18 protein-coding genes are annotated in these 23,906 nt (G+C 68.6%); 12 read left to right on the forward strand and 6 right to left on the reverse strand.

The window, feature by feature from the left end; all coding sequences use genetic code 11:
- Window positions 1-257 precede the first annotated feature (257 nt).
- The 3 genes from LW840_RS02155 (at window position 258) to LW840_RS02165 (ending at window position 5,025) form a co-directional block, all read left to right on the forward strand.
- The gene (locus tag LW840_RS02155; RefSeq protein ID WP_291276322.1) at window positions 258-2,945 is read left to right on the forward strand and encodes a DEAD/DEAH box helicase; all 2,688 of its coding nucleotides are present in this window, start codon (window positions 258-260) and stop codon (window positions 2,943-2,945) included.
- Window positions 2,946-3,607: 662 nt separating this feature from the next.
- Window positions 3,608-4,225 (forward strand): TetR/AcrR family transcriptional regulator, encoded by a 618-nt coding sequence (locus LW840_RS02160; protein ID WP_291262413.1) that lies wholly within the window; start codon window positions 3,608-3,610, stop codon window positions 4,223-4,225.
- A gap of 119 nt (window positions 4,226-4,344) precedes the next feature.
- Window positions 4,345-5,025 (forward strand): sigma-70 family RNA polymerase sigma factor, encoded by a 681-nt coding sequence (locus LW840_RS02165; RefSeq protein ID WP_291276323.1) that lies wholly within the window; start codon window positions 4,345-4,347, stop codon window positions 5,023-5,025.
- Between the two features lie 57 nt (window positions 5,026-5,082).
- Here LW840_RS02165 and LW840_RS02170 read toward each other — a convergent pair whose 3' ends face one another.
- Both LW840_RS02170 and LW840_RS02175 read right to left on the reverse strand, forming a co-directional pair.
- Window positions 5,083-5,784 (reverse strand): hypothetical protein, encoded by a 702-nt coding sequence (locus LW840_RS02170; protein ID WP_291266042.1) that lies wholly within the window; start codon window positions 5,782-5,784, stop codon window positions 5,083-5,085.
- A gap of 28 nt (window positions 5,785-5,812) precedes the next feature.
- On the reverse strand, window positions 5,813-6,466 hold the full coding sequence (locus LW840_RS02175) for a CGNR zinc finger domain-containing protein (protein ID WP_291266041.1): 654 nt from the start codon (window positions 6,464-6,466) through the stop codon (window positions 5,813-5,815).
- A 92-nt stretch (window positions 6,467-6,558) separates the two neighbouring features.
- Between LW840_RS02175 and yjjX the strand changes: the two genes are divergently transcribed.
- The gene (gene yjjX, locus LW840_RS02180; protein WP_291266040.1) at window positions 6,559-7,122 is read left to right on the forward strand and encodes an inosine/xanthosine triphosphatase; all 564 of its coding nucleotides are present in this window, start codon (window positions 6,559-6,561) and stop codon (window positions 7,120-7,122) included.
- Between the two features lie 21 nt (window positions 7,123-7,143).
- On the opposite strand, the gene LW840_RS02185 is transcribed toward yjjX, so the two are convergent.
- Window positions 7,144-8,070 carry a universal stress protein gene (locus LW840_RS02185; protein ID WP_291276324.1) on the reverse strand — a complete coding sequence of 309 codons (927 nt, stop codon included), beginning with the start codon at window positions 8,068-8,070 and terminating at the stop codon, window positions 7,144-7,146.
- Between the two features lie 139 nt (window positions 8,071-8,209).
- On the opposite strand from LW840_RS02185, the gene LW840_RS02190 reads away from it, so the two are divergent.
- From LW840_RS02190 to LW840_RS02220, 7 genes are all read left to right on the forward strand, one after another.
- A complete protein-coding gene (locus tag LW840_RS02190) occupies window positions 8,210-9,493 on the forward strand; it encodes a 4-hydroxy-3-methylbut-2-enyl diphosphate reductase (protein ID WP_291269219.1) in 1,284 nt (427 codons plus the stop codon).
- A gap of 75 nt (window positions 9,494-9,568) precedes the next feature.
- On the forward strand, window positions 9,569-10,282 hold the full coding sequence (locus tag LW840_RS02195) for a dienelactone hydrolase family protein (protein WP_291269218.1): 714 nt from the start codon (window positions 9,569-9,571) through the stop codon (window positions 10,280-10,282).
- 2 nt (window positions 10,283-10,284) lie between these two features.
- Window positions 10,285-11,829, forward strand: a complete 1,545-nt coding sequence (locus LW840_RS02200; protein WP_291262421.1) for a 5'-nucleotidase C-terminal domain-containing protein — start codon at window positions 10,285-10,287, stop codon at window positions 11,827-11,829.
- Between the two features lie 57 nt (window positions 11,830-11,886).
- Window positions 11,887-12,699, forward strand: coding sequence for an SDR family oxidoreductase (locus tag LW840_RS02205; RefSeq protein WP_291266038.1), 813 nt, complete (start codon window positions 11,887-11,889; stop codon window positions 12,697-12,699).
- The gene (locus tag LW840_RS02210) at window positions 12,696-13,955 is read left to right on the forward strand and encodes an acyl-CoA dehydrogenase family protein (RefSeq protein WP_291276325.1); all 1,260 of its coding nucleotides are present in this window, start codon (window positions 12,696-12,698) and stop codon (window positions 13,953-13,955) included. The genes LW840_RS02205 and LW840_RS02210 overlap by 4 nt, the downstream gene beginning before the upstream one ends.
- Window positions 13,956-13,969: 14 nt before the next feature.
- Window positions 13,970-15,061, forward strand: coding sequence for a phosphotransferase family protein (locus LW840_RS02215; protein WP_291262424.1), 1,092 nt, complete (start codon window positions 13,970-13,972; stop codon window positions 15,059-15,061).
- 63 nt (window positions 15,062-15,124) lie between these two features.
- The gene (locus LW840_RS02220; protein ID WP_291276326.1) at window positions 15,125-18,310 is read left to right on the forward strand and encodes a hypothetical protein; all 3,186 of its coding nucleotides are present in this window, start codon (window positions 15,125-15,127) and stop codon (window positions 18,308-18,310) included.
- 98 nt (window positions 18,311-18,408) lie between these two features.
- On the opposite strand, the gene LW840_RS02225 is transcribed toward LW840_RS02220, so the two are convergent.
- Together LW840_RS02225 and LW840_RS02230 are read right to left on the reverse strand one after the other, a co-directional pair.
- Window positions 18,409-19,578 (reverse strand): thiolase family protein, encoded by a 1,170-nt coding sequence (locus LW840_RS02225; protein ID WP_291276327.1) that lies wholly within the window; start codon window positions 19,576-19,578, stop codon window positions 18,409-18,411.
- An 18-nt stretch (window positions 19,579-19,596) separates the two neighbouring features.
- Window positions 19,597-21,909 carry a 3-hydroxyacyl-CoA dehydrogenase/enoyl-CoA hydratase family protein gene (locus LW840_RS02230; RefSeq protein ID WP_291276328.1) on the reverse strand — a complete coding sequence of 771 codons (2,313 nt, stop codon included), beginning with the start codon at window positions 21,907-21,909 and terminating at the stop codon, window positions 19,597-19,599.
- 166 nt (window positions 21,910-22,075) lie between these two features.
- Here LW840_RS02230 and LW840_RS02235 point away from each other — a divergent pair, with 166 nt between their 5' ends.
- The gene (locus LW840_RS02235; protein WP_291276329.1) at window positions 22,076-23,275 is read left to right on the forward strand and encodes a response regulator; all 1,200 of its coding nucleotides are present in this window, start codon (window positions 22,076-22,078) and stop codon (window positions 23,273-23,275) included.
- Window positions 23,276-23,294: 19 nt separating this feature from the next.
- On the opposite strand, the gene LW840_RS02240 is transcribed toward LW840_RS02235, so the two are convergent.
- Window positions 23,295-23,897: a lysophospholipid acyltransferase family protein gene (locus tag LW840_RS02240; protein ID WP_291262429.1), complete on the reverse strand. Its 603-nt coding sequence runs from the start codon at window positions 23,895-23,897 to the stop codon at window positions 23,295-23,297.
- Window positions 23,898-23,906 lie beyond the last annotated feature (9 nt).

The following is a 23,906-nucleotide window of genomic DNA, read 5'->3' on the forward strand; positions in this document are numbered from 1 at the left end:
CCCCGCCAGCGCCGCGTCGCGGGCCCCCGACCCGGACCCCGACCAGCGCCGCGGTTGCCGCGCCAAGACCCGGGCCGGGACCCCGACCGCGACCCGGGCCCAGCACTGGCCCCGACTGCGGGAAGACCCCGACCGCGGTGGCTGTGCCCCGACTGCGGTGGCAGTACCCCGACCGTCGTGGCTGTACCCTGGCCACCACCACCCCCGACCAACGCCGCCGTCGTCCGTGCCCGGACCCCGACAGGTAGATTGCGGTGGTGAGACAGACCACCGACCGCTTCCTGCCCCCCGACCGCGAGAGCTATCTCGCGTCGAAGCCCGCCACCGGCCGCATCATCGTGATCGCGCCCACGCGCGCGGCATGCGAAACGATCGAGCTGGCCGTGGGATTGCACCTCGACACGTTCCTGGAGCGCACCCGCGGCGACGATCTCCGGCGGCTCGCCGCAAGCGGCCAGGGGTTCGGCATCGTCGCCGGTACCGGCACCGGCAAGACCCTCGCCATCCGCCCCATCGCCGAAACCATCCTCGGCACCACCGACCTCCGGGTCGGCGTGGTGAACCGCGAGCGCGAAGCCACCCCGGAAACCCCCACGTGGAACGTGGTGGTGGTGACCACTGGCATCGCGCGGCGCTGGTTTCAGGACGGCGACATTCTGCCCACCGACACCCTGGTCGTGGACGAAATCCACCAGACCAGTGCCGAGCTCGAGCTTTGTCTCGCCCTCGGCAAGCGCGTGGGGTGCCGCTACATCTGGCTCTCCGCCACCGTCGATCCCACCTTCTACGCGCGCTATCTCGACAGCGCCGACGTGCTCAAGGTATCCGCCTTCGACGCGACCAAGGCGGCCAAGGTGGACGTGGAGCGCAAGCAACCGCTCGCCTTTCTCGATGATCGCTTCCTGCAGAAACTCGCCCGCAGCGAGCGCGGTGTGGCGATCTTCCTTCCCACGCGGGCCGGTGTGGAAGAAGCGGCCGAGTGGGTGCGGCATCGATTCCCGCGCATTACCGCCGCCCACTATCACGGTGGCGAACCCATTCGCGTCATCCGCCCGTTTCTCGAGGGCGTGGTACCCAAGCCCTTCTTCCTGGCCATGACGGCGGCGGGGCAGAGCGCGCTCAATGTGCCGGGGCTCGACACCGTCATCATCGATGACACGCGCTTCACCAACCTCATCGATCGCGGACGCAACGTGCTCACGCGCGTGCACCTCGGCGCCAACGAGATCCTGCAGATGGCGGGGCGCGTGCACGGCCGCGTGGAAGGCGGACGCGTGTACATCCTGAGCGATCGGGACATTCGCTTCGAGGCGTTGCGCCCGACCGAGCCCGAATTCCAGCTGGCGGGTGACAGCGAGCGGGTCGCGCTCACCTGCGCCGACCTCGGTGTGCGGGCCGATGCGCTCGACCTGCCCGTGCCCCTCGATCGCGCCGCCTACCGGAAGGCGGTGGCGCTGCTGGAGGCCCGTGGGCTCATCGAGAACGGTCGCCTTACCGCGTATGGCCGCGCGGTGGAGAAGCTGCCCGTGGAGCGCGCGTGGGGGGAGCTCATTGTCAATGGCGACGACGAGCTGCTGCCTGCGTTGGCGGTGATGAGCGGCGTGGAAAGCCTTCATCGCATGACCCGCGAGGGGCGCGATCTCGAGGGGCTGGTGGTCCGGGGCAGCGATCATCTCACCGCGTACAACCTGTATGCGGAAGCATTTCGCGTGGCCGGCTACATCGGCGACGTGTACGGGCTGCCCCGTCATCTCTTCGAGGCGGAGCGCATTGCCCATTGGGCCGAGCAGCGCGGGGTGCTGGTGAAGGCGCTCGAGGACGCGGCACTGGCCATGGCCAGCGTGTATCGCAGCGTGGGAATGCCGTTGCCGCAAACCCTGCCCATTGCCGGCGCCGCGATGCATCGCCGTTTCGCCGATCTGCTGGCCCGCTTCATGCCCTTCGATCTCGTCATCGAGGAGGAAACGGTGGATGGGCACGAGGCGCGTGTCTCCAAGACGAGCGTGTGCGGATCGTGGGGTGCGGTGGCCGGGTCGCTGCGCTACTTCGCCGACCGCCATGGCATCCCGCGCGCCGCCATTGAAGGGACACAGCTGTCGATGGACCTCGTGCGTCAGTATGCGCAGCGGCACGAGCCCGAGCTGGCGCTCGACCTCGAGCGCAAGCACAGTCCGGTGCTGCTGCGGCGGCGTGTGACCTACTTCGGTTTCGAACTCTCGCGCGACAGCGAACCGTTGCCGGTGTTCCCCGACGAGTTGGCGGCCGCCGCGCGCCATCTGTTGGCGGAGGCTGCCGCGCGCGGCGAGCTCCGCCACCCTGGCGTACGCCGCAACCAGCCCATTGTGGAGGAGATTCGCGAAGTCTGGCGGCGCCTTGGTGGCATCACCCCGCGACTGGGGCAAGCCGAGCTCACGTCGTGGTATGCCCAGCGCATGGGTGATGCGCGCAGTTGGGAAGACATACGGGCCATGCCGCTGCTGCTCGACCGGCGGGACTTCCTGAATGAGGCGCAGCTCGCCGCGGCACGCGCGCTGCCTGGTGCGGTGGAGATTCGCGACCGTACGGTGGGCATCGACTACGATGTGGAGGAGCTCGACGGCGGGCGCATGCCGGTGGCGCGGCTGCGACTGCCGGAGAAGCTGGCGCGCACGCTGGTGCCGGAGGAACTGCCGGTCCTCGACCGTGCCCTGCGTTTCGTGGTGCCGCGCGGGCAGCGCGGCGCGGTGCGTGCGAACGATCTGCACGAGTTGCAGGACAGGCTGGACCTCCCCTTCACCGACGAGGAGCGGGCGGCCCATGACGCGCGGGGGCGTGGCGGTGCGGAGCGAGGGGGGCGCGGGGAGAGCCGTGGCGCCTCGAGCCGCGGCGGAAAGCCGGGCGGGGGACCGCGCGGTGGCGGGCGCCCCGGCAAGGGCGGACGGCACCCGGGGCGGCGGCGGCGATAGCAGGGGCGGTGGCCCACGTCGCGACGGAACGGGCGGTCGATCGCGAACGCGTTCAGCCCCCGGAGGGTACGTGGATGGCGAGGCCGGTCCACTCGACGAAGGCGCGGAACGCTGCTTCGCGCTGGTGCAGGGGCTCATCGCGCTGTCGGAGCTCACGCGAGCGATCGGACTGGCGGCCGCGCCGAGTTCGCGCTCCCGGTCGACGTCGTCGAAGCAGGGGGCAGGCGGATTCGAGGACCGGGGGGAGCCCGATTGCGGGCGGGGGCTTCGCCGAAATACCGGCGCCGCTGACGCAGCAGGTACGGACGCACTTACAGCCACGCGCGCCTGGGAACGCAGGGTGGGCTGCGCCCAGGGGGCATGCCACTCGCGCGCCGGCCGGGCGATGGCCGGCGGCGCACACGACCACGGGTGTCGGGCACCCGAGTGAAGGCAGGGTTCGTCTCACCATGCTGCCGCGCGTGGGCCCGGGTGGGACGCCAGATGGACAGCCGGGGGATGTCACGTAGGACCATGCGGTCCGAAAACGTTGCCTTTCCGGCGTCTGCCGCGGGGCTCCCCGTGTCGGGTGTGTGAATGTAACCCGTTGTTTCACAGAGCATTATGTTGCAAGAGGGATCGCTCTTGCGCATTGGACCACTTGGTCCTATCATATCTGCACGATGTCAGACAGACGCACGCAGATCCTCGACGCCGCCGCCACGCTCATCTCTGAGCGGGGATTCACGTCCACGTCGGTAGACGACGTGATCAAGGGGGCGAAGCTGAGTGGCAAGAGCCACTTCTATCACTACTTCAAGTCCAAGGAAGAGTTGGGCTATGAGGTACTGAACCGGCAGTTCGAGCGGTTTGCCGAGCGTGGTCTGGCCATCCTGCGCGAGCCGATGATCGACCCGCTGGAACGGTTGAATCTGTTCATCGATGCGGTCGTGGCGCTCCAGTCGGAGAGCGGCGGCCGGCGGGGGTCGCCGTTCGGGAATCTGGCGGCGGAATTGGCCGATGCGCACGAGGGGTTCCGGGTGCGTATCGAGGCGGTGTTCGAGCGGTGGGCGAGTCAGATCCGCTCGTTGCTCTGGGAAGCCCGGCCACAGTTGCACGACGATGTCGATGCCGTGCGGTTGTCACGGTTCATCATCGCGGCGCTGGAAGGGGCGGTGCTCATGACGCGGGTCAAGCGTGACCTGTCGGTGCTCGAAGGGATCGCGGCGGATCTCAAACGATTCATAGCGATGCATATCCGCGACGGCGCGGTGATGCAGCACAGCCGGAATCTCGAATAGGCCCTCAGCGGCCCACACGAGTACTTGTCGAGAACACGCGCGGGGGCATGTCGGTCCCTTCGGTGGCAGGATGACGCGACGGTCGCCCGAGCGGCCCTTGGAGACGGATCATGGTGAGCATGGACGAGCAGGCGATGGAGCAGGCGGTCGTGACACGCGACGGGCCGGAGGCGGCGAACCGCGGCGACGTGGCGGCCACGGCGGATCGTGCGGCGCGCCGCGCGCAATTCGAGCGCGAGGCGCTTGTGCACCTCGACGCGCTGTATTCCTTCGCGCTCAAACTCGCGCGTTCGCGCGATGACGCCGAGGATCTCGTGTCCGATACGCTCCTGCGGGCGCTTGAGCGCTGGGAACAGTACCATCTCGGCACCAACATCCGGGCGTGGCTCTTCACGATCCTGTACCATGTCTTCGTGAGCCGCAAGCGTCGCATCGACGCGCGCGAGGTCCAGCAGCCCGAGGACACCGAGGGGTGGGCGCTCTTCGAGGCGGTGGGGGAAGCCGACCCGGAGGGCAAGTTCTACGATTCATTCCTCGACGAGGAGATCACGCGGGCCATCCGTTCGCTCCCCGAGGAGTACCGCTCGGCCGTGGTGCTGAGCGACCTGCAGGGGCTGCGCTACGCGGAGATCGCGAACGTGCTGGGCGTTCCCGAAGGCACCGTGAAGTCGCGCCTCTTCCGTGGCCGGCGTCTGCTGCAGCGCAAGCTGGCCAACTACGCCGTCGAAATGGGCTACCTCAAGGAGTCGGTGGTGCGCGCGGTCATGGCCCCGTCGGTCACCACGCTCCTGAGCGCGTAAGCACCGCATCGACCGCCGCACCGCACTGCCTGCCCCGAACTCGCGACCCGGAACCGATCAGTTCCGGAAATCGGGTTCGGGTGGCGCGTGTGCGGGGCGCATGTCGGCAATCTCCGTGGCTTCGGCCGCCAGCGCCTCCAGCGCCCGCTCGACATTGCTGCTCCACTGACTGAGCTGTTCGCGAAGCGTGGCGAGCTGCTGGCGGGCTGCCTGGGACTGGGCGGCCGCGTCATCGTGCATCACGGCAAGCTCCATCACCCGCTCCTGCATGACCTCGAGCTGGGCCACCGCTTCATCGCGTACCCGCTCGGCTCCTTCCAGCAGCTCCTGCACGCCGGCTCGCGTGTGCGTCAGCAGCGTGCACATGGCCCGCCACGCGTCGCGCTCCAGCGTGAGCTGCTGCCGCGTGGCCGTGTCTTCGGCGAGACGCTCCCGCAAGCGATGCAGCCGTTGCACGAGCGAGCCGTTGCCATTCACGCTCGTCCCGGGCCCCAGCAGCGCCAGCGCCGCGTGCAACTCGCGGTCGAGTTCCGCGTTGCGCCGCAGCTGCTCGTCACGCGCAGCGCGTGTTTCATCGAGCGTGGCGAGCGCCTCCTGCAGGGCGCGCAACTCCACGGCAATGCGCCGCACGCCGCGCGCATCGCCTTCAGCCACCAACCAGCGCAGCGAGGCGACGAATCCACGCTCGAGTGACAGATCGGGGGTCGACGATGCCGTCACGGCATCGACCGCGCGGGCGGGGGTGCGCGGTGTCGTCACGATGGACGGGCCACGGTTCGGCTCCCCGTCACTTCGGTTCTCCGTGGCGCGCCCGGTGTCGCGCGGCCTTGGCGCGATTGCCGCAGGTTCCCATGTCACACCAACGGCGGAGGCCGTTCTTGGTGCCATCGAGAAACACCCGGTGGCATCGCGGGTCGGCGCAGCGCCGCACGCGCGGCAACTCGTCGCCGATGAGGGTGTCGGCCGCCGACTCGACGATGGGAATCATGAGACCGGCAAACGCGTCACCCGTGGGCACAAAGCTGCGGGTGTAGCGCCCATCGATCCCCGGGTCGAGGCGACGGGTGCCGGCGCTGCGACCGAGCACCCGGTTGATCTCCACCACGGCGTCCTCGCGGACCTTGTCCTGCGTCTCCCCGCGCTCAGCCAGGGCCCGCAAGGCGGCGCGCACCCGTCGGGCATCCACCAGCGTCGCGGCCGCCGCTGCGGGCTGCAACACGGCACGCCGGCGGATTCCGGCCGCCCGCTCCTCATCCACCGCGGCATGCTCCTGCAGCCACCCAAGCAGCGCCTCGAAATCGCGCAACAAATCGCCCCCGGGCAATTGCGCGGCGGCATCGGTGTTGACGAAATCGAGCCACAGGCGCGTGCGGGGAGGAACCGGCCCCGGCATTCGGTCGCGCGCCGTGGCCCGCTTCGTATCGGTGGCGGGAGCGGGCATATGGTGGAGTCAGTTCGACAGAGGTTACTTGTCCACGTGCCTGCAAGCAAGCGGGTTGCCGGTTACTTCCTCACAATCCTGCTCCCACCGCCATGCCACTGCTGTCGCTGCACGACATACACCGGGTCATCGTCGGGTCTGCCAACCCCGTGAAGATTGCCGCCGTGCGGGCCGTCCTGACGTCGGTGCTCCCGAAGGTCGAGGTACGCGGGGTGGCGGTGCCGAGCGGGGTCCCTGACCAGCCGTTTGGCGACGAGGAGACGCAGCAGGGCGCGCGACAGCGGGCGCAGGCCGCGCTGGTGGCCGCAGCCGACGCGTCGCTTGGGGTGGGGCTGGAGGGGGGAGTCGTGGCGCTTCCCGGCGGGCGACTGCGTACCTGCGCCTGGGCAGTGGTGGTGGACCGAGAGGGGCGCGAAGGGGTGGGCGGCTCGCTCAGCATGCCGTTGCCGGACCAGGTGGCAGCACGCATCCGGCAGGGCGAGGAGCTCGGGCATGCCATGGACGCCGTGGCGCACACCACGGGTACCAAGACGGGGCGAGGGGCCGTGGGCATCCTCACCGCCGGACTCGTGGACCGACAGCGTGCCTACGAGCCCATGGTGGCGTATGCGCTCGCCCCCTGGCTGGCGCCGGAGCTGTTCCTGCCGGCGCCCTAGCCGTGCGGCGACGCCGTGGCCCTACGACGCGTGCGGCGCAGGGCGGTACACGAGCACCGGCTTGTGCGCATGCCGCAGGACCTCGTCGGTGACACTGCCCAGCACCAGCCGCTTGAATCCGCCACGTCCGTGCGTGGCGATCGCGATGGCGCCGCATGCGACCTCCTCGGCCGCCTCGAGGATGCCGCGCGACACACTCATGTCCGTCAGCGCGCGCACCGTGGTCCCCGGCGGACAGCTGGCGGCAATGCGCTGCAGGTACTCCTCGCGCACATGTTCCTCGGCACTCAGCGCGCTGTCATCGGCCAGCAGGGCCTCGGTGCCGAACGGGGCCATGGAGATGGCGTGCGGGACGGTCACCGCCACCAGATGCATGCGCAGGCCGGTGGCCTCGGCAAAGGTGCGCGCGTGCGGCAGGACGGCCTCGGCAAACGCGGAGCCATCGAGGGTGCACAAGAGCGCCCCCGAGGGGAGCGGCTGATCGTCATCCGGGTGCTCGCTGCCCGCGCCGCGCACGAGCAGCACCGGCACGGTGGCGCGCGTCAGGAACGCGGTGGCCACGCTGCCCAGGCGCAACCGCTCGAACCCGCTGCGGCCGTGCGTGGTCATGATGACGAGATCGGTGCCCGCCGCCAGGACATGCTCCTCGAGCGCTTCCACGATGGTGCCATCGAGCAGTACGCCCGTGGCTTTCACGCCCTGGTGGGTCAGGTGCGCCACCGCCATGTCGAGCGCCTGCCGGTCGCGGTCCCGGTGCGCCTGCACGAGCTCCTGATCGTACACGGGGATGGCCACCTCGCCGGGGACGAACGGGATGTACGCACTCGGGTCGTGAACGATGGCCAGCTGCACGCTGGCGCCGGTGCGTGCCGCCAGCGCGGCCGCCACCGGGAGGGCACGGGCGCTGTGCGCCGAGCCGTCATAGGGCACAAGGATGGAGGTATACATGCTTTGAGGGTGCACGCGTGACGCCGTTTCGGCCAGAGGGGAATCCCCGTCGTGATGTCACGGTTTCGGTGCGCCGGTGCGTCACGGCCGGGGCCGGGCCGCCCCTCTCGTCCGTGCCGGGAGCGACTAGATTTCCGGAATGGCCCACAGCACCCATGAGACGGCATCGGCGGCGAGTCCAACCGCCGCGCCCGCCACGACATACGTCCGCAAGGGTTTCGGCCTCAAGGCCGAAGTACAGGACACGCTCGCCGCCGACTATACCGGACACCTGGTGGACCTGCTGCGGGCGCGTGACTACGCGCTGACCGTTGGCGACACCACGATTCGTCTGGCGCGCGAGTTCGGCTTTTGCTACGGCGTGGAGCGCGCGGTCGACTACGCCTACCAGACGCGACTCAAGTTTCCGGACAAGCGCATCTTCCTGGCCGGCGAGATCATCCACAATCCGCATGTCAACGACAAACTGCGGGAGATGGGTGTGGTGTTTCTCTCGGTGAGCGGCAAGGGCTTCGACTACTCACCGGTGGCGGCGCAGGATGTGGTCATCCTGCCGGCTTTCGGCGTCACCATCCAGGACTTTCAAACGCTGCGGGACCTGGGGTGCGTCATCGTGGACACCACCTGCGGGTCCGTGCTGAACGTGTGGAAGCGGGTGGAGGTGTACGCGCGCGACGGCTACACCTCGCTCATTCACGGCAAGTACTACCACGAAGAGACGCGGGCGACGGCCTCGCAGGTGGAGAAGTACGCCAAAGGCCAGTATCTGGTGGTGCGCGACATGGCCGAGGCCGAGCTGGTGATGGACTACATCGAGGCGCGCGCGGGGCGGACGCCGCCTCGGCCCGTGCTGTCGCGGGAGGCCTTCCTCGAGAAGTTCTCGGTGGCGGCGTCCGACGGCTTCGATCCCGATGTGCACCTCGACCGCATTGGCGTGGCCAACCAGACCACGATGCTGGCGCGTGAGTCGCTGGCCATTGGCGCGGCGGTGGGCGAGGCGATGGCCCGGGCGTACGGGGAGTCGCACAAGGCGGAGCATTTCCGCACGTTCGACACCATCTGCAGCGCCACGCAGGACCGCCAGGATGCGGTGCTGGAGCTGCTGCGCGAACCCATCGACCTCATGGTGGTGGTGGGCGGATACAACTCCAGCAATACGATTTCCCTGGCCGCATTGTGTGCGGAGCAGGTGCCCACGTATCACATTGCGGATCCCGATGAGATCGATGTGGCGTTGAACGCCGTGCGCTACCGGCGCATTGCCCGGCACCATGTGGAGGACACGATGCAGCCCTGGCTTGCCACGGCCGGCGCCTTGCGGGTGGGGATCACGGCCGGCGCGAGCACACCCAACAACAAGATCGGCCAGGCGGTGGCCCGGGTCTTCGCCATTCGCGGGATCGATCCGGCCGACGTGACCTGACGGACTGGCAATTGCAGGTCGGGGGGCGGAACTTGGCGGTATCCTCCTCCCGATTCCCTTCATCTGGCCTGCGCCATGTCCGAACTCCGTGGAACGATGATGCAGTTTCCTGTCGCAGGCGCCAACGCGCCCGCGGGCCTCGCTACCGGGTACCTGTCACTCCCGCCATCGGGGAGCGGGCCCGGGCTGATTCTGCTGCAGGAGTGGTGGGGGCTCGTCGACCACATCAAGCAGGTTGCCGATCGGCTGGCGGCCGAGGGGTACGTGGTGCTGGCGCCGGATCTGTACCGCGGCGCATCCACGAGCAGCCCCGATGACGCCCAGCGGCTCATGATGGCGCTCGACCTGCCGTTTGCGGCGCAGGCCATGGGTGGTGCCGCCGACTGGCTGCATGCGCACGAGGCGGTCCACCCCAAGCGCGTGGGGGCGATGGGGTTCTGCATGGGGGGCCAGCTGGCGCTGTACGCGGCCACGGTCCATCCCGAGGCGATCGACGCCGTGGTGGACTTCTACGGCGTGTTCAATCCGCACGTGCCGGTGGATTTGCGCCAGCTGCGGGCGCCGGTGCTGGCCCATTTCGGGGTGCACGACCGATCGATTCCCCGCGAGCAGGCGGAGCGCCTGTTGCGGGACATCACGCATGCCGGCGCCGATTGCGATGGCTACTTCTACGAAGCGGGGCACGCGTTCTTCAACGATTCGCGCCCGGCCGTGTATGACGCGGCGGCGGCGGCGCTGGCGTGGAACCGCACGCTGCCGTTCCTGCACTCCACGCTTGCCACGCACTGATCATGGCCCGTTCAGGAATCGGTCTGCTGCTGTCGCTGCTCTGTGGTGCCTGCCTTCGTGCGCCGGCCGCGCCCACGCCGGCGCTGTCGACCGCGCCCGCCACCGTGCGCATGCTGCTGGTGAACGATGTGTACGTATCCGACACGCTGCGCGACGGCACGGGGGGACTGGCGCGCGTGGCGGCGTTGCGGGATTCCATTGAACGGGCGACGAACGCCAGGGTGCTGTTCATGCTTGCCGGGGATGTGCTCTCCCCGAGCGTGCTGGGGAAGTGGTACGGTGGCGCGCAGATGGTGGACGGCTTCAATGCCGCACGACTGGATCTGGCCACCCTGGGCAATCACGAGTTCGACAACCCGCGCGCCAATCTCGTGGCACGGCTCGGGGAGTCGAGGTTCCAGTGGCTGAGTGGCAACTGCGGCGAGGCGAACGGCGCCCCCTTTCCCGGCGTGAAGGGGTGGGACACGCTGCGTGTGGGCACTGTGAAGGTGGGCATTCTGGGGACCACGGTCGTGCGTGACTATGCCCCTTGGGTGCGTTGCCGCAATGCCGACAGCGCCACCACCGCCCTGACAGACACGCTCGTGGCGCAGGGGGCGGAGCTCATCGTGGCACTCACGCACCGCTTCATCTTCGAGGATGCGGTCACGCTCGCCACCGAGCCGCGCATTCAGGCCATTCTGGGCGGGCACGAGCATGATGGCCAGCGCGTGGTGCGCGACGGCCGGCTGCTCGTGAAAGCGGTCTCCAACGCGCGCACGGCGGTGCTGGTCACCTTCACGCGTGAAGGGAGCGGCGCCACCGCGCGCTGGCGCGTCGCCGACCAGCGCTTCGCGCTGACGCGCGGCATGCGCGAGGATCCGGCCACGCTGGCGTCGGTGCAGCGCTGGCGCGATACCCTCACCCGGCGCATCGGCCCCGACCGGGTTCTCGGTATCGCGCCGGAGCCCATCAACGCCATCGACTCCGTCTCCAAGCGGGAGAGTCGTTTCGGCAACATGATCACCGATGGCATGCGTGCCGGCACGGGGGCCGACGTGGCGCTGATCAATTCCGGCGCGTTGCGTTTCGACGACATGATGGCCGCCGGGCCGATCACCCGTCATCTCCTCGAAGCGGTGTTTCTGTTTGCCGACGAAACGCGGGCCGTGACCTTCCCGCTCACCGGGGCGCGCCTGCGCGAACTGCTGGAAACAGGGGTTCGCCAGGGGGCGCTGGGCGGCGGGGCCTATCCGCAGGTGAGCGGCGTGCACTTCCGGATCGACGCCAGACGCCCCAGCGGGAGTCGGGTGGTGGGCGACCTCACCCGCGACGATGGTCGGGTGATAGCACCGGGCGAGACCCTGCGCGTGACGTTCGTGACCTATCCGGCGTGCCGGTCGGGTGATGGGTATCGCATTCCCGAAGCGTCGGCCGCGTGCGAGCAGATCGCGCGGCAGCCGTCATCGGCCCCGCGTACGGTGGATCTCGTCGTGCAGCACCTCGAGCGCATGAACGGGCGCATCGTGGCGCCGCCACTCGGGCGTGTGACGCGTCTCGACCGATAGTGGTCCCGGGTGCACATTCGGGCACTCGCTTTCCCTGGCTCTTCCCACGCCCTCCCCATGAGCTCCCATCACGAAGGACACGAGCCGTTGACGCCGCCTGGCGCCGACGTGTCATCCCGCTTCCGGCTCGACGGCAAGGTGGCCATCGTGACCGGCGGGACACGCGGCATCGGCCTGTCGGTCGCGTGCACCCTGGCGCGCGCGGGCGCGCGCGTGATGCTCTCGAGCCGCAAGGCCGACCATGTGGACAGCGCCGTGCGGGCGCTGCGGGCCGAAGGCCACGAGGTGCAGGGGCTGGTGGCCAACATGGGCAAGCCCCGTGAGGCGCACGAGCTGGCCGCGCGCACGGTCGAGCATTTCGACGGCATCGACATCATCGTGAACAACGCGGCGACCAATCCCATCTTCGGCCCCCTGCAGCAGGCCACGGCGGACGCCTTCGACAAGATCTTCGACGTGAACGTGAAGGGGCCGTTCGAGCTGTGCAAGACGGCGCATGCCGTGATGGTCGAACGCGGCGGTGGGGCCATCGTGAACGTGTCGAGCATTGGCGGGATCACGCCGGAGGCCGGACTGGGGCTCTACAGCATGAGCAAGTCGGCGCTCATTTCGCTGACCAAGGTCATGGCCCAGGAGTGGGGTGCCGACGGCATCCGGGCCAACGCGATCTGCCCCGGGCTCATTCGCACGAGGTTCTCGGCGGCGCTGTGGCAGGATGGCGATATCGCCGAAAAGGTGCTGGGGCATCAGCCGATCCGCCGCATCGGTGTTCCCGACGATGTGGCCGGTCTGGCGCTCTTCCTGGCCTCGGACGCGTCGGCGTACTGCACCGGCGCCGTGTACATGGTGGACGGCGGATACCTGGCATGACCGTACGGTCCTCGGAGTCCGCTCTGACCATCACGCCGTGGACGGCGCTGGAGCCACTGCTCGAAACGGCCCGGCGATTCGTGCGCGAGGAGTTGGTCCCGCTCGAAGGGACCATGCTCACGCAGCCTTGGCACGCCACGGAGGCAACCCTCAACGTCTTGCGCGTGCGGGCGCGCGCCCTGGGATTGTGGGCGCCGTTCCTGCCGGTGGAGTACGGTGGTCTCGACATGCCGCTCGACGCGTTTGCGCAGCTGAGCGAAGTGCTGGGGTGGACGCCGTTCGGACACTACGTGTGCAACTGCCAGGCCCCCGACGTGGGGAACATGGAGCTGCTGCTGGCCTTCGGCACGGAGGCGCAGAAGCGGGAGTATCTGGAGCCGCTCGCGCGCGGCGACATCCGCAGCTGCTTCGCGATGACGGAGCCGGAGCACGCCGGATCGAATCCCGTGGTGCTGTCCACCACGGCCGTGCGCGACGAGACGCACTGGGTCATCAACGGCCACAAATGGTTCACCAGCAGCGCCGACGGCGCGGCGTTCGCGGTGGTCATGGCGGTGACCGACGCCGACGAAACGCGTCGGCACGCTCGTGCCAGCCAGATCCTCGTGCCGCTGCAGAGCCCCGGCGTGCGCCTCGTGCGCAACATCTCGGTCATGGGAGAATCGGGGGGCGGGTGGGGCAGTCATGCCGAGCTGCGCTTCGAGGACGTGCGCGTGCCGGTGGATCAGCTCATCGGTCTGCAGGGGCATGGCTTCGCCCTCGCGCAGGAGCGTCTGGGGCCTGGTCGCATTCACCACTGCATGCGCTGGATCGGCATCTGCGAGCGCGCTTTCGACCTCATGTGCCGTCACGCAACCTCACGCGAGCTGGCTCCCGGCGAGCTGCTGGCCAGCAAGCAGCAGGTGGAGTTCTGGATCGCCGAGTCGCGCATCGAGATTCATGCGTCGCGGCTCATGGTGCTCGACGCCGCGCGCCGCACGGCCGCGCAGGGTCAGGAAGCGGCGCGCGAGGAGATCGGGTACATCAAGGTGTTCGTGGCCAACACGCTGCAGCGGGTGCTCGATCGTGCCATTCAGGTGCACGGGGCGCGGGGAGTCACGGACGACACGCCGCTGGCCTGGTGGTATCGCCATGAGCGCGCGGCGCGCATCTACGACGGCGCCGACGAAGTACACAAGTCGGTCATCGCGCGGCGGGCCCTGCGAGGGTATCTGACGGAGCGCCGGCCGCCGCGCGCGCCGGGCGCACCGCTCTAGCGCGGGCGGCGCGCGTGAGTGACGCGACCATCCCGCCGGGCGACGTCCGCGCGCTGCCGGTGGCGACACTGCACCGGTGGTTGACGGGCGCCCTCCCGTCCCTCGTGTCCGGCGCCAGTACGATCACGGTGGAGCAGTTTCCGGCGGGCTTCTCCAACCTCACGTACCGTGTGGATGTGGACAACGGCGGATGCGCGCATTCGCTCGTCTTGCGGCGACCGCCGCACGGGGTGGCGGGCGGCGTCGCTCACGACATGGTGCGTGAGTACGGCATTCTGGAGGCGCTGCAGGGAACCGGGGTTCCCGTTCCGGCACCCCTGGCCTGCTGTGCCGACCCCGCCGTTGTTGGCGCGCCGTTCTATGTGATGGAACTGGTGGAGGGGCGCATCGTTCGCGGCGCGCCACCGCCGGACTGGGCGCGAGATGAGCAGGGGCTCGCGGCGCGCATGCGGCAGCTGTCGCACGCGTTCGCGACGACGCTGGCGGCGCTGCATGCGGTCCCCGTACACGGCGCCCTCGCGTCGTTGGGGCGACCGCAGGGCTACGTGGCGCGCCAGGTGGAGGGGTGGACCCGCCGCTGGATCGCCGCGCGTACGCACGACGTGCCTGCCATGGATCGGCTCGCCACCTGGCTGGCCGCACACCAACCCGCCAGTGAGCGCGTCGCCCTGCTGCACAACGACTTCAAGATCGACAACCTCGTGCTCGATGACGATGGCACCACCGTGCGTGCCATTCTCGATTGGGAGATGGCCACCATCGGCGATCCGCTGCTCGACCTGGGCACGAGCCTCGCGTACTGGGTGGAGGCGGGCGATCCGCCCCTCTTCGCGGCCCTCGGGCTCGGCGTCACGGCACTGCCGGGCAGCCTCACTCGCCGCGAGCTCATCGAGGCCTATGGGCAGGCCGTGGGGGAGCCGGTGATGAACGCCCGCTTCGCGCTCTGTTTCGGCCGATTCAAGGTGGCCGTGATTGCCCAGCAGATCTTCGCGCGCTACCGCCAGGGGCACACCACCGACCGGCGGTTCGCGATACTGGGTGACGTCGTGCCGGCCCTCGCCACGCTGGCAGCGCAGGAGCTGGAGGGGACCGGACGGGGCCGGTGATTGCGGCGGAAGGCGAAGGAAGGCAGAATCGTGCGTTCCCCTCCTTCCCTTCCGTCGACTCCCATGCCTCGTTCCCCCCTGTTCGCCGCCCTGACCGCGCCGCTGTGCACGTGGTCGTTGAGCACGTTGTCGTTGTGCGCCACGCTCGGGGCGCAGTCCGCACGTCAGGCGGCGCCCGCCCCGCGCGGAGTGCCCGACTCCACCTTTTTCGGGCTGTCGTATCGCAACATCGGTCCCGCCAACATGAGCGGCCGCATCGCGACCGTCGTCGGCGTACCGGGCGACCCGTCGCTCATCTATGTGGGCAGTGCCTCGGGTGGTGTGTGGAAGTCCACCAATGCGGGCACCACGTGGACCCCCATCTTCGACCGGCAGCCGGTGCAGACGATCGGGGACATCGTGCTCGAGCCGGGAAATCCGGACGTCGTGTACGTGGGGTCGGGTGAGGGCAATCCGCGCAACTCGGTGTCGTTCGGCAACGGGATCTACCGGAGCCGCGACGGCGGCAAGTCGTGGACGTGGCTTGGCCTCGCCGATTCCCGGCACATCACGCGCATGGCCATCAATCCGCGTGATCCGCGCACGGTGTACGCGGCGGCGCTGGGGTCCGAGTACGGCCCCGGTACCGAGCGGGGGGTGTTCATGTCGGAGGACGGCGGCGAAACGTGGAAGCGCACGCTGTACGTGAGCGATCGCCACGGCGCCTCGGATCTCGATATCGACCCGCAGAACCCGAATGTGCTGTACGCCGGCATGTGGTACTTCGACCGCAAGCAGTGGACGCACACCTCGGGCGACGACAAGGGTGGCCTGTTCAAATCGGTCGATGGGGGCAAGACGTGGACGAAGCTCACCAAGGGGTTGCCGGCGCTCATGGGGCGCATTGGCGTGAAGGTGGCCCCGAGCAATCCGCGCACGGTGTACGCGGTGATGGAAACGAAAGAAGGGTTCGTGTTCCGCTCCGACGACGCCGGGGAGAGCTGGCAGAAGGTGAGCAGCAACGCCAACACGATTGGCCGTGGCTTCTATTATGCCGACCTGCGCGTGGACCCGAAGAACGAGCATCACGTGTACACCCTCGGGATGTCGTTCATGCACAGCATCGATGGCGGGCGCACCTTCACGAACGTGCCGGGCAACTTTCACGGCGATCATCAGGCGCTCTGGATCGATCCGCTCAACCCGAAGCGGTTGCTCATGGGTGACGACGGCGGTCTCGAGGTGAGCTACGACGGCGCCGGTGGCTGGGAGTGGTTCGGCAATCTCCCGCTCGGGCAGTTCTACCAGCTGTCGTACGATATGCGCGAGCCCTTCTACCATGTGGCCGGCGGACTGCAGGACAACGGCGTGTGGACCGGCCCGACCCGCACGCGGAAGAGCGCCATCTTCCTCTGGGACTGGCGCTTCATCCAGTACGGTGACGGGTACTATGCCATCTCGCATCCCGATGATCCCGACTGGTTCCTGAGCGACTATCAGGCCGGTGGCATTCAGGCCACGCATCTGGGGCGCTACGAGGTGCGCGAAGCGTCGCCGCAGCCCAAGCGCATGGATGGCTATTCCGCCGACTCCAATGCGGTGCGCTTCAACTGGAACGCGCCCATCGTGCCGTCTCCGCACGATCCGCGCGTGGTGTACTTCGGTGGCAGCACGCTCTTCCGCAGCACGGACTGGGGGCGCACCTGGACGGCGCTGGGCGGAGACCTGAGCAAGAACGACAAGACGCGGCAGGGGAACGCCGGCGGCCCCATTCTCAAGGAAAACACGGTGGCCGAGTACTACGGCACCATCTATTCGTTCGCCGAAAGCCCGGCCCGGAAAGGCGTGCTGTGGGCGGGCACCGATGACGGCAACCTGCAGGTCTCGCAGGATGATGGAAAGACGTGGACGAACGTCGCGCCCAACGTGCCGGGGATGGGGCCCGACGCGGTGGTCAGCGGTATCGAAGCGTCTCGCACCGCCGCCGGCACGGCGTACGCGACCTTCGAACGGCACATGAGCGACGACTTCAAGCCGTATGTGTTCAAGACCACCGACTTCGGGCGAACGTGGACCAACATCACCGGCAACCTGCCGGCGAACGCCTACGCGCAGGTGATTCGCGAAGATCCCAGAAACCCGAACCTGCTGTACTACGGTTCGGAGTATGGCCTGTTCGCCAGCTGGACCGGCGGAACCCAATGGACGAAGCTGTCGCTCAAGAACCTGCCCAACGTGGCGGTGCACGAAGTGCTGGTGCATCCGCGGGAGAACGACCTCATCGTGGCCACGCACGGCCGGGCCCTCTGGGTGTTCGATGACGCGTCGCCCATTCAGCAGATGTCCGCCGCGATCGCGGCGAAGCCGGTGCACCTCTTCCCCATGCGTGTGGCAACGCGATTCAATCTGGGCGATCAGTCGCTCAACTTCGGCCACAAGCAGTACCGCGGGCAGAATGCGGCGTACGGCGCCCTCATCACCTACTGGCTCGCGCGCAGCGACAGCTCGGTGACGGTGGAGATCCTGAAGGACGGGCAGGTCATTCGGCAGCTGCGCAAGCCACCTGTGGCCGCCGGGTTCAACCGCACCACGTGGGACCTGCGCATGGCCCCGTCGCTGGCGTTGAGCGAAACACCCGCCGACAGCGCCGACGAGGATGGCGCCCGGGGGCGTGTACCGGGAGCGCAGGTGCTGCCGGGGAGCTACACGGTGCGCATCACGGTGGGCGGGCAGAGCCAGGAGCAGCCGCTCACGGTGCGGCTCGATCCGACGGCCACCTTTGCCGATGCCGACGTGAAGCTGCAGTTCGCCCAGGCCACACGGCTTGTCGCGACGGTGAACACCCTCATCGAGACGGAACGCGGGCTGGCCGCCTTTGCGGTGCAGGCGCAGGAGCGGTCGAACACGGCCAACACCCTGCGCGCCGACGCCGCGCGGGAGCTGGTCGCCGCGACGAAGGAGGAACTGCGGAAGCTCGATTCGGTTCGGCTGCAGCTCACGCGTCCCTCCACCGACGTGGCGCCCTACTACTCGGAAGGCCCGCGGCCGCTGCAGCGCGCATCGGCGCTGCTCGCCAACATCGATGCCGGGCTCACGCCCGTCATTCCCGGACAGGTGGAGTACACCGGAGAGGTGCGGCGTGATGCCGACGTGGTGATGACGATGATCGATACGCAGATTCGCGCCACCGCCACCCGACTCAACCCCATGCTGGAGAAGCTCGACCTGCCCAAGCTGGTGGTGCCGGTGAAGAAACCTCTGGCCATGTAAGGCACCCGAGGCACAAAACTCGAAACTCCCCGTGAGCCGCGGGGAGTTTCGAGTTTCGGGGTACGGGGAGACCACGCGAACAACGCCAGCTGCATACCTCAGCCCGCGAACACCTCGAAGATGCCTGCCGCGCCCATGCCACCGCCGATGCACATGGTCACCATGCCATAGCCGCCACCACGCCGACGCAGTTCATGCACCAGCTGCGTGGTGAGTTTGGCGCCGGTGGCACCCAGCGGATGCCCCAGCGCGATCGCACCCCCGTTCACGTTGATGATGTCGGTCGGCAGGTCGAGCTCCTTGATGACGGCGAGTGCCTGAGCGGCAAACGCCTCGTTGAACTCGATGAGATTGAGGTCGGCGAGCGTGAGCCCGGCGCGCGCCAGCGCCTTGGGCACCGCCGCAATGGGACCGACCCCCATGATGTCGGGTGAGACGCCCCCGGTGGCGAAGCTCACGAAGCGGGCGAGCGGCGTGAGCCCCAGCGCCTGCGCCCGGTCGGCGCGCATGAGCAGCACCGCGCCCGCACCGTCCGAATAGGGACTCGCGTTGCCGGCCGTCACGGTCCCGGTGGGAACAAACGCCGGACGCAGCTTGGCGAGGCCGTCCAGCGTCGTCTCCGCACGCGGGGTTTCATCGGTATCGAACAGCACATCGGTGACCGCCTTCTCGGCGCCCTGCCACCGGTACGACTGCGTGCGGATGGGGACGATCTCCTCCCGGAACACGCCGTTCGCAATGGCACGTACGGCGCGCTGCTGGCTGTCGAAGGCGAACTGGTCCTGCTGCTCGCGCGTGATGGACCACTGCTTCGCCACGCGCTCGGCGGTGAATCCCATGCCGATGTAGCTCTCGGTGAGGTCCGGTGAGAGCCGCGTGTTGTAGCCGCTCATGGGGACCTGTGACATCATCTCGATGCCACCCGCCAGGACGGCATCCCCGTGTCCGGCCATGATGGCCTGCGCGGCATACGCCACCGACTGCAGCCCGGAGGCGCAGAAGCGGTTGATGGTGGCGGCGGACGTGGTCACCGGCAGCCCACCCCGCAGCCACGCCAGCCGCGCGTGATTGAGTCCCTGCGACGCCTCGGGCATGGCGCACCCCCATTGCACATCCTCGATGTGCGCCGGGTCCACCCCGGCGCGGTCAATCGCCGCCTTCATGACGGCGGCGGACAGATCCACCGGGTGCACGCCCGCCAACGCCCCATCGCTCTTGCCGCGCGCCACGGCGCTGCGGGCACAACTGACGATCACGACCTCGGTCATCTCCATCTCCTGTCGCGCTCAGTTGCGCAGCGGCTTGCCGGTCTTGAGGGTGTAGGCGATGCGCTCCTGTGTTTCCCTGGTGCCCAGGAGCGACAGGAACTGCTCGCGTTCGAGGTCGAGGATGTCCTGCTCCGTCACGTCACGCGCCGTACCGTCGCCGCCGCAGAGGACGTAGGCCACGGCGCGCCCCACGCGCACGTCGTGGGCACTCGCCTGACCGGCTTCCTTCGCCGCCCAGAGCGCATACTCGAGATTGCCGATGCCTTCACGCCCCAGCGCGCGCACGCGACGCTCGAGGGGTGGCAGGTATCCCGGCGCCAGATCGAGCACTCGCTGCTTCGCGTCGCTGATCTGGTGGTCACGGTTCATGGAGATGCGGTCGCCGTCGCGAAGGAAGCCGAAGGCGCGCGCCTCGAAGGCCGACGTGCTGGTGGTGGCGAAGGCAATGAGCTTGAAGGCGCGCTTGACGGCGGCAAAGAGATCCACCTCCTCGTACTGCTGCAGCTCACCGGTGAAGCGCATGAGCAGCTCCTTGGTCCCGCCGCCGCCGGGAAGCAGCCCCACGCCCACCTCCACCAGCCCCATGTACGTCTCGGCGTGCGCCTGCACCGCAGCGGCGTGCAGCGTGAACTCCGCGCCGCCGCCCAGCGTCATGCCCGCGGGGGCCACGACCACGGGAAACGGGGCGCGCCGAATGGACATGGTGGCGTTCTGGAAGGTGCGGATGGACGCGTCGATATCGTCCCACGCTCCGGCCGAGACGGCGAAGGATACCAGCGAGAGGTCGGCGCCCACACTGAAGGCGCGCGCATCCTCGTTGCCGATGATCATGCCGTTGAAACCAAGCTGTTCGACCTTCCGGAGCGACTGCTCCAGCCCTTCCAGCACACCCTGTCCCAGGCTGTTCATCTTGCTGCGGAACTCGAAGCAGGCCACCCCATCGCCCACATCGAGCAGGCGCGAGAGACCATTGTCCATGAGGACGCGCCCGCTGGCGGCCAGGCCGGCCAGCGCGATACGCCCCGGGATGCCGGGGATCGGTTCGTAGGTACCGTCGAAGGTGAGGTACTCGCCCTGCCGATAGAAGCTGCCCTGCGCAAGATCGAGGAGCGCGGGAATGTCGAGTCCCTCGGCCTTGAACTGTTCGCGCAGCCAGTCGAGGCCGAGCGCGTCCATGACCTGAAACGGACCCGCTTCCCACCCGTAGCCCCACTCCATGGCACGATCGATCGCCACGATGTCATGGGCCAGTTGCGAGGCGAGCGTGAGCGTGTAGTGCGCCGCATCCACGACATGATCGCGGATGAAGGCGCCTAGCGCGCCGGGAATGCTCTTGATGGCGGGGAGTCGCTGTGCCGCTGGAAGGCGAATGGCCGCGCCGATGTCTCCGCCTTCGAGCCGCTGCTGCGGCACATACTCCTTGGTCTTCCAGTCGAAGGTGAGCGTGCCCGCCTTCGTCTTCTGGTAGAAGCCACCGCCGCTCTTGTCGCCCAGCTTGCCCTTGGCCACGAGCTCGTCGTGCACCCATGCCGGGAGTGCGAAGTCCTCGCCAGTGGTGGCGCCAATACCGCGAGTGACGTGGGCCAGCACATCGAGTCCGGAGAGATCGCCGGTGCGGAACGTGGCCGAGCGGGCCCGGCCGATGAGCGACCCCGTGAGTCCGTCCACCTCGTCGATGGTGAGGCCGTGCTGCTCCATGCGCCGCATGGTGGCGACCATGCCGAACACGCCGAGGCGGTTGGCAATGAACCCCGGCACGTCCTTGGCGAGCACGATCCCCTTGCCGAGCGTTCGCTCGGCAAAGCTGCGCATGGCTCCGATGACGGCATGATCGGTCTCGGGGGTGGGGATCACCTCGAGCAGGTGCATGTACCGCGGCGGATTGAAGAAGTGCGTGCCCAGGAAGCGGCGGCGGAATCTTTCGCCGCGCCCCTCGAGCAGGACGGCCATGGGGATGCCCGACGTGTTCGAGGAGACGATCGCCGTGGGCTTCATGAGCGCCTCGATCTTCGCGAACAGCTCCTGCTTGGGCGCGGGCTGCTCGATGATCGCCTCGCAGATCCAGTCGCACTCGGCAAGCCACGACAGATGATCGGCGGTGTTGCCGGTCCGCACGCGGCTGGCCGCTGCCGCTTCCATGAAGCTGGCCGGCTTGCTCTTGATGGCCTTCTGCAAGCCGGTGCGAGCGGGGGCACTGCGATTGGGCGACGCAGGATCCGGGTCACCGGGGATGTCGAGCAGCACGACACGGCACCCGGCTGACGCCGCCAGTGCCGCGATGCCGCTCCCCATGGCGCCGGCGCCTACCACGCCGACGGTCGTCACACGCATTCGGGCTCTCTCCGTAAGGGATGCGTGGAACTTCCGCCCGGGACACGGGGAGCGGAAGGGGGTGGCCGGGAAAAAGACGACGGGGGCGTCATGTTTTGCCGCAGCCGCGCGGCGGCGTTGCCGTGATGGCCGGAAACGGCACGCCCCCCATGCGGCGGGGGGCACCGTGGCGGGGGAGGGCACGCCGCTGTTGCTGTCCGGGTTGTCGCCGGACATCACCACCGGCAAGACTGCCGAACGGGCGCTCCCGGTGGCGAATCGTCGCAAGGATGCGTTGCTGGCCACACTCGCGCACGCGTTGCGCTCTCCGCTCGCGCCCATCCGCCGCGCGGCCGAAGTCTTGCGGATGCTCGCCCACAAGGACCCCACCAGGCAGAACGCGGTGGGTATCATCGACCCTCAGGTGAGCCAAATGGTACGACACGTGGACAACCTGCTCGACGTGCACCGCATCAGCCGCGGCGACATGCTGCTGCGTGCCGAACGCGTGGACGTGGCGAGTGCCGTGCGGGCCGCCGTGGAAACGAGCCGGCCTCTCATCGAGGCCGGCGAGCACCACGTGCTGATGAGCCTGCCGCACGCGCCCATCACCATCACCGGCGATGCGGCACGCCTGGCGCAGGCGCTGTCGAACCTGCTCGACCACGCCGCGCACGACACGCCCACGGGCGGACAGATCGCGTTGACGGTGGTGCGCGACGGAGCTCGGGTGCGCATTGCCGTGACCGGCAATGGCGGCGGCCTCCTCGCCGACCGATGCGACGATGTCTTCGCGTTGTCCAGCCGGGTGCAGCACGATGGGCAGGGCGCGCTCGGCATTGGTCTCGCACTGGTCCGGGGCATCGTGCAGCTGCACGGGGGCGAGGTGCGCGCGCTCGGCGACGGTCAGGGGCAGGGGTGTAGCTTCGAGATGTGGTTGCCTGTGACAGAACCGCTCCCCTCCCCCGACATGGCGCCGTCGGTCACGGCCAATGGGGTGCCGGCAGCAGCGGTGGGCGCCAAAGCGCAGGGGCTGCGCATTCTCATCGTGGACGACAACGTCGATTTCGCCGAGAGCGAAGCGACGATGCTCGAACTCACGCAGCACATCGTGTGTGTGGTGCACGATGCACGCGCCGCCCTCGATGTGGTGCCCGTTTTCGCGCCTGATGTGGCGCTCCTCGACATTGGCCTGCCGGGAATGGACGGGTACGAACTGGCGGCCCGGTTGCGCGCGGATCCGGCCAACGCCGACCTCGTGCTCATTGCACAGACGGGGTGGGGACAGCCGGCCGACCGGGAGCGCGCGTTGGCTCTGGGGTTCCGCGCGCACCTCACCAAGCCGGTGGACTGGGCCACGCTCGAGCGTGTCCTCGTGCGCGCGTGAGCACGCCCGGTCCCGGTGGCTAGATCTGCTGCTGGCGGTCGTACCCGCGTACACCGGCGTACAGCGACCGCACGCGCGCGATCCCCTCGCCGATATCGGCTTCATCGGGGGTGATCGTGGGCCCCAGGCGCACCAGCTTGTGCTCCCAATCGAGCGCCACGAGGCAGATGGGGATGCCGGCACCCTTCGCCACGTGCCAGAATCCGGTGCGCCATTCGGTGACGGCCTTGCGCGTGCCTTCCGGCGCCAGGGCCAGGGCGAACCGTTCACTGCGTTGTGCCAGCTCCACCGTGCGCTGCACGGCGTTGCCCTTGTTGCGACGGTCCACGGGAATGCCACCGTTGGCGCGCATGAACCAGCCAAGCGGGGGGCGGAAGAGCGTGTCCTTGCCCCACCAGTGGGCATCGAAGCCAAGCGCCCACTTGGCCGCGAGCCCCACGGGAAAGTCCCAGTTCGAGGTGTGGGGGGCCACGATGCAGACGAACTTGGGGATGTCCGGCATGGAACCGGCAAAGTCCCAGCCTGCGCGGCGCATGAGGAACCACCCGAGCGCGCGCAGCCAGCGGCGATGAGATTGGGGGGCGTTGGGACCGAGCTGCCAACTGGCGTGGGGTGACGACATGGCGTTCAT

The organism is Gemmatimonas sp., assembly GCF_021298855.1.
GTDB lineage: Bacteria > Gemmatimonadota > Gemmatimonadetes > Gemmatimonadales > Gemmatimonadaceae > Gemmatimonas.

Excerpts from the sequence above, each read along its gene's own strand:
- LW840_RS02160 (WP_291262413.1), top strand. The coding sequence starts at position 3,608 with ATGTCAGACAGACGCACGCAGATCCTCGACGCCGCCGCCACGCTCATC.
- LW840_RS02165 (WP_291276323.1), top strand. The coding sequence starts at position 4,345 with ATGGACGAGCAGGCGATGGAGCAGGCGGTCGTGACACGCGACGGGCCG.
- LW840_RS02175 (WP_291266041.1), bottom strand. The coding sequence starts at position 6,466 with ATGCCCGCTCCCGCCACCGATACGAAGCGGGCCACGGCGCGCGACCGA.
- yjjX (WP_291266040.1), top strand. The coding sequence starts at position 6,559 with ATGCCACTGCTGTCGCTGCACGACATACACCGGGTCATCGTCGGGTCT.
- LW840_RS02185 (WP_291276324.1), bottom strand. The coding sequence starts at position 8,070 with ATGTATACCTCCATCCTTGTGCCCTATGACGGCTCGGCGCACAGCGCC.
- LW840_RS02190 (WP_291269219.1), top strand. The coding sequence starts at position 8,210 with ATGGCCCACAGCACCCATGAGACGGCATCGGCGGCGAGTCCAACCGCC.
- LW840_RS02195 (WP_291269218.1), top strand. The coding sequence starts at position 9,569 with ATGTCCGAACTCCGTGGAACGATGATGCAGTTTCCTGTCGCAGGCGCC.
- LW840_RS02200 (WP_291262421.1), top strand. The coding sequence starts at position 10,285 with ATGGCCCGTTCAGGAATCGGTCTGCTGCTGTCGCTGCTCTGTGGTGCC.
- LW840_RS02205 (WP_291266038.1), top strand. The coding sequence starts at position 11,887 with ATGAGCTCCCATCACGAAGGACACGAGCCGTTGACGCCGCCTGGCGCC.
- LW840_RS02210 (WP_291276325.1), top strand. The coding sequence starts at position 12,696 with ATGACCGTACGGTCCTCGGAGTCCGCTCTGACCATCACGCCGTGGACG.
- LW840_RS02220 (WP_291276326.1), top strand. The coding sequence starts at position 15,125 with ATGCCTCGTTCCCCCCTGTTCGCCGCCCTGACCGCGCCGCTGTGCACG.
- LW840_RS02225 (WP_291276327.1), bottom strand. The coding sequence starts at position 19,578 with ATGACCGAGGTCGTGATCGTCAGTTGTGCCCGCAGCGCCGTGGCGCGC.
- LW840_RS02230 (WP_291276328.1), bottom strand. The coding sequence starts at position 21,909 with ATGCGTGTGACGACCGTCGGCGTGGTAGGCGCCGGCGCCATGGGGAGC.
- LW840_RS02240 (WP_291262429.1), bottom strand. The coding sequence starts at position 23,897 with ATGTCGTCACCCCACGCCAGTTGGCAGCTCGGTCCCAACGCCCCCCAA.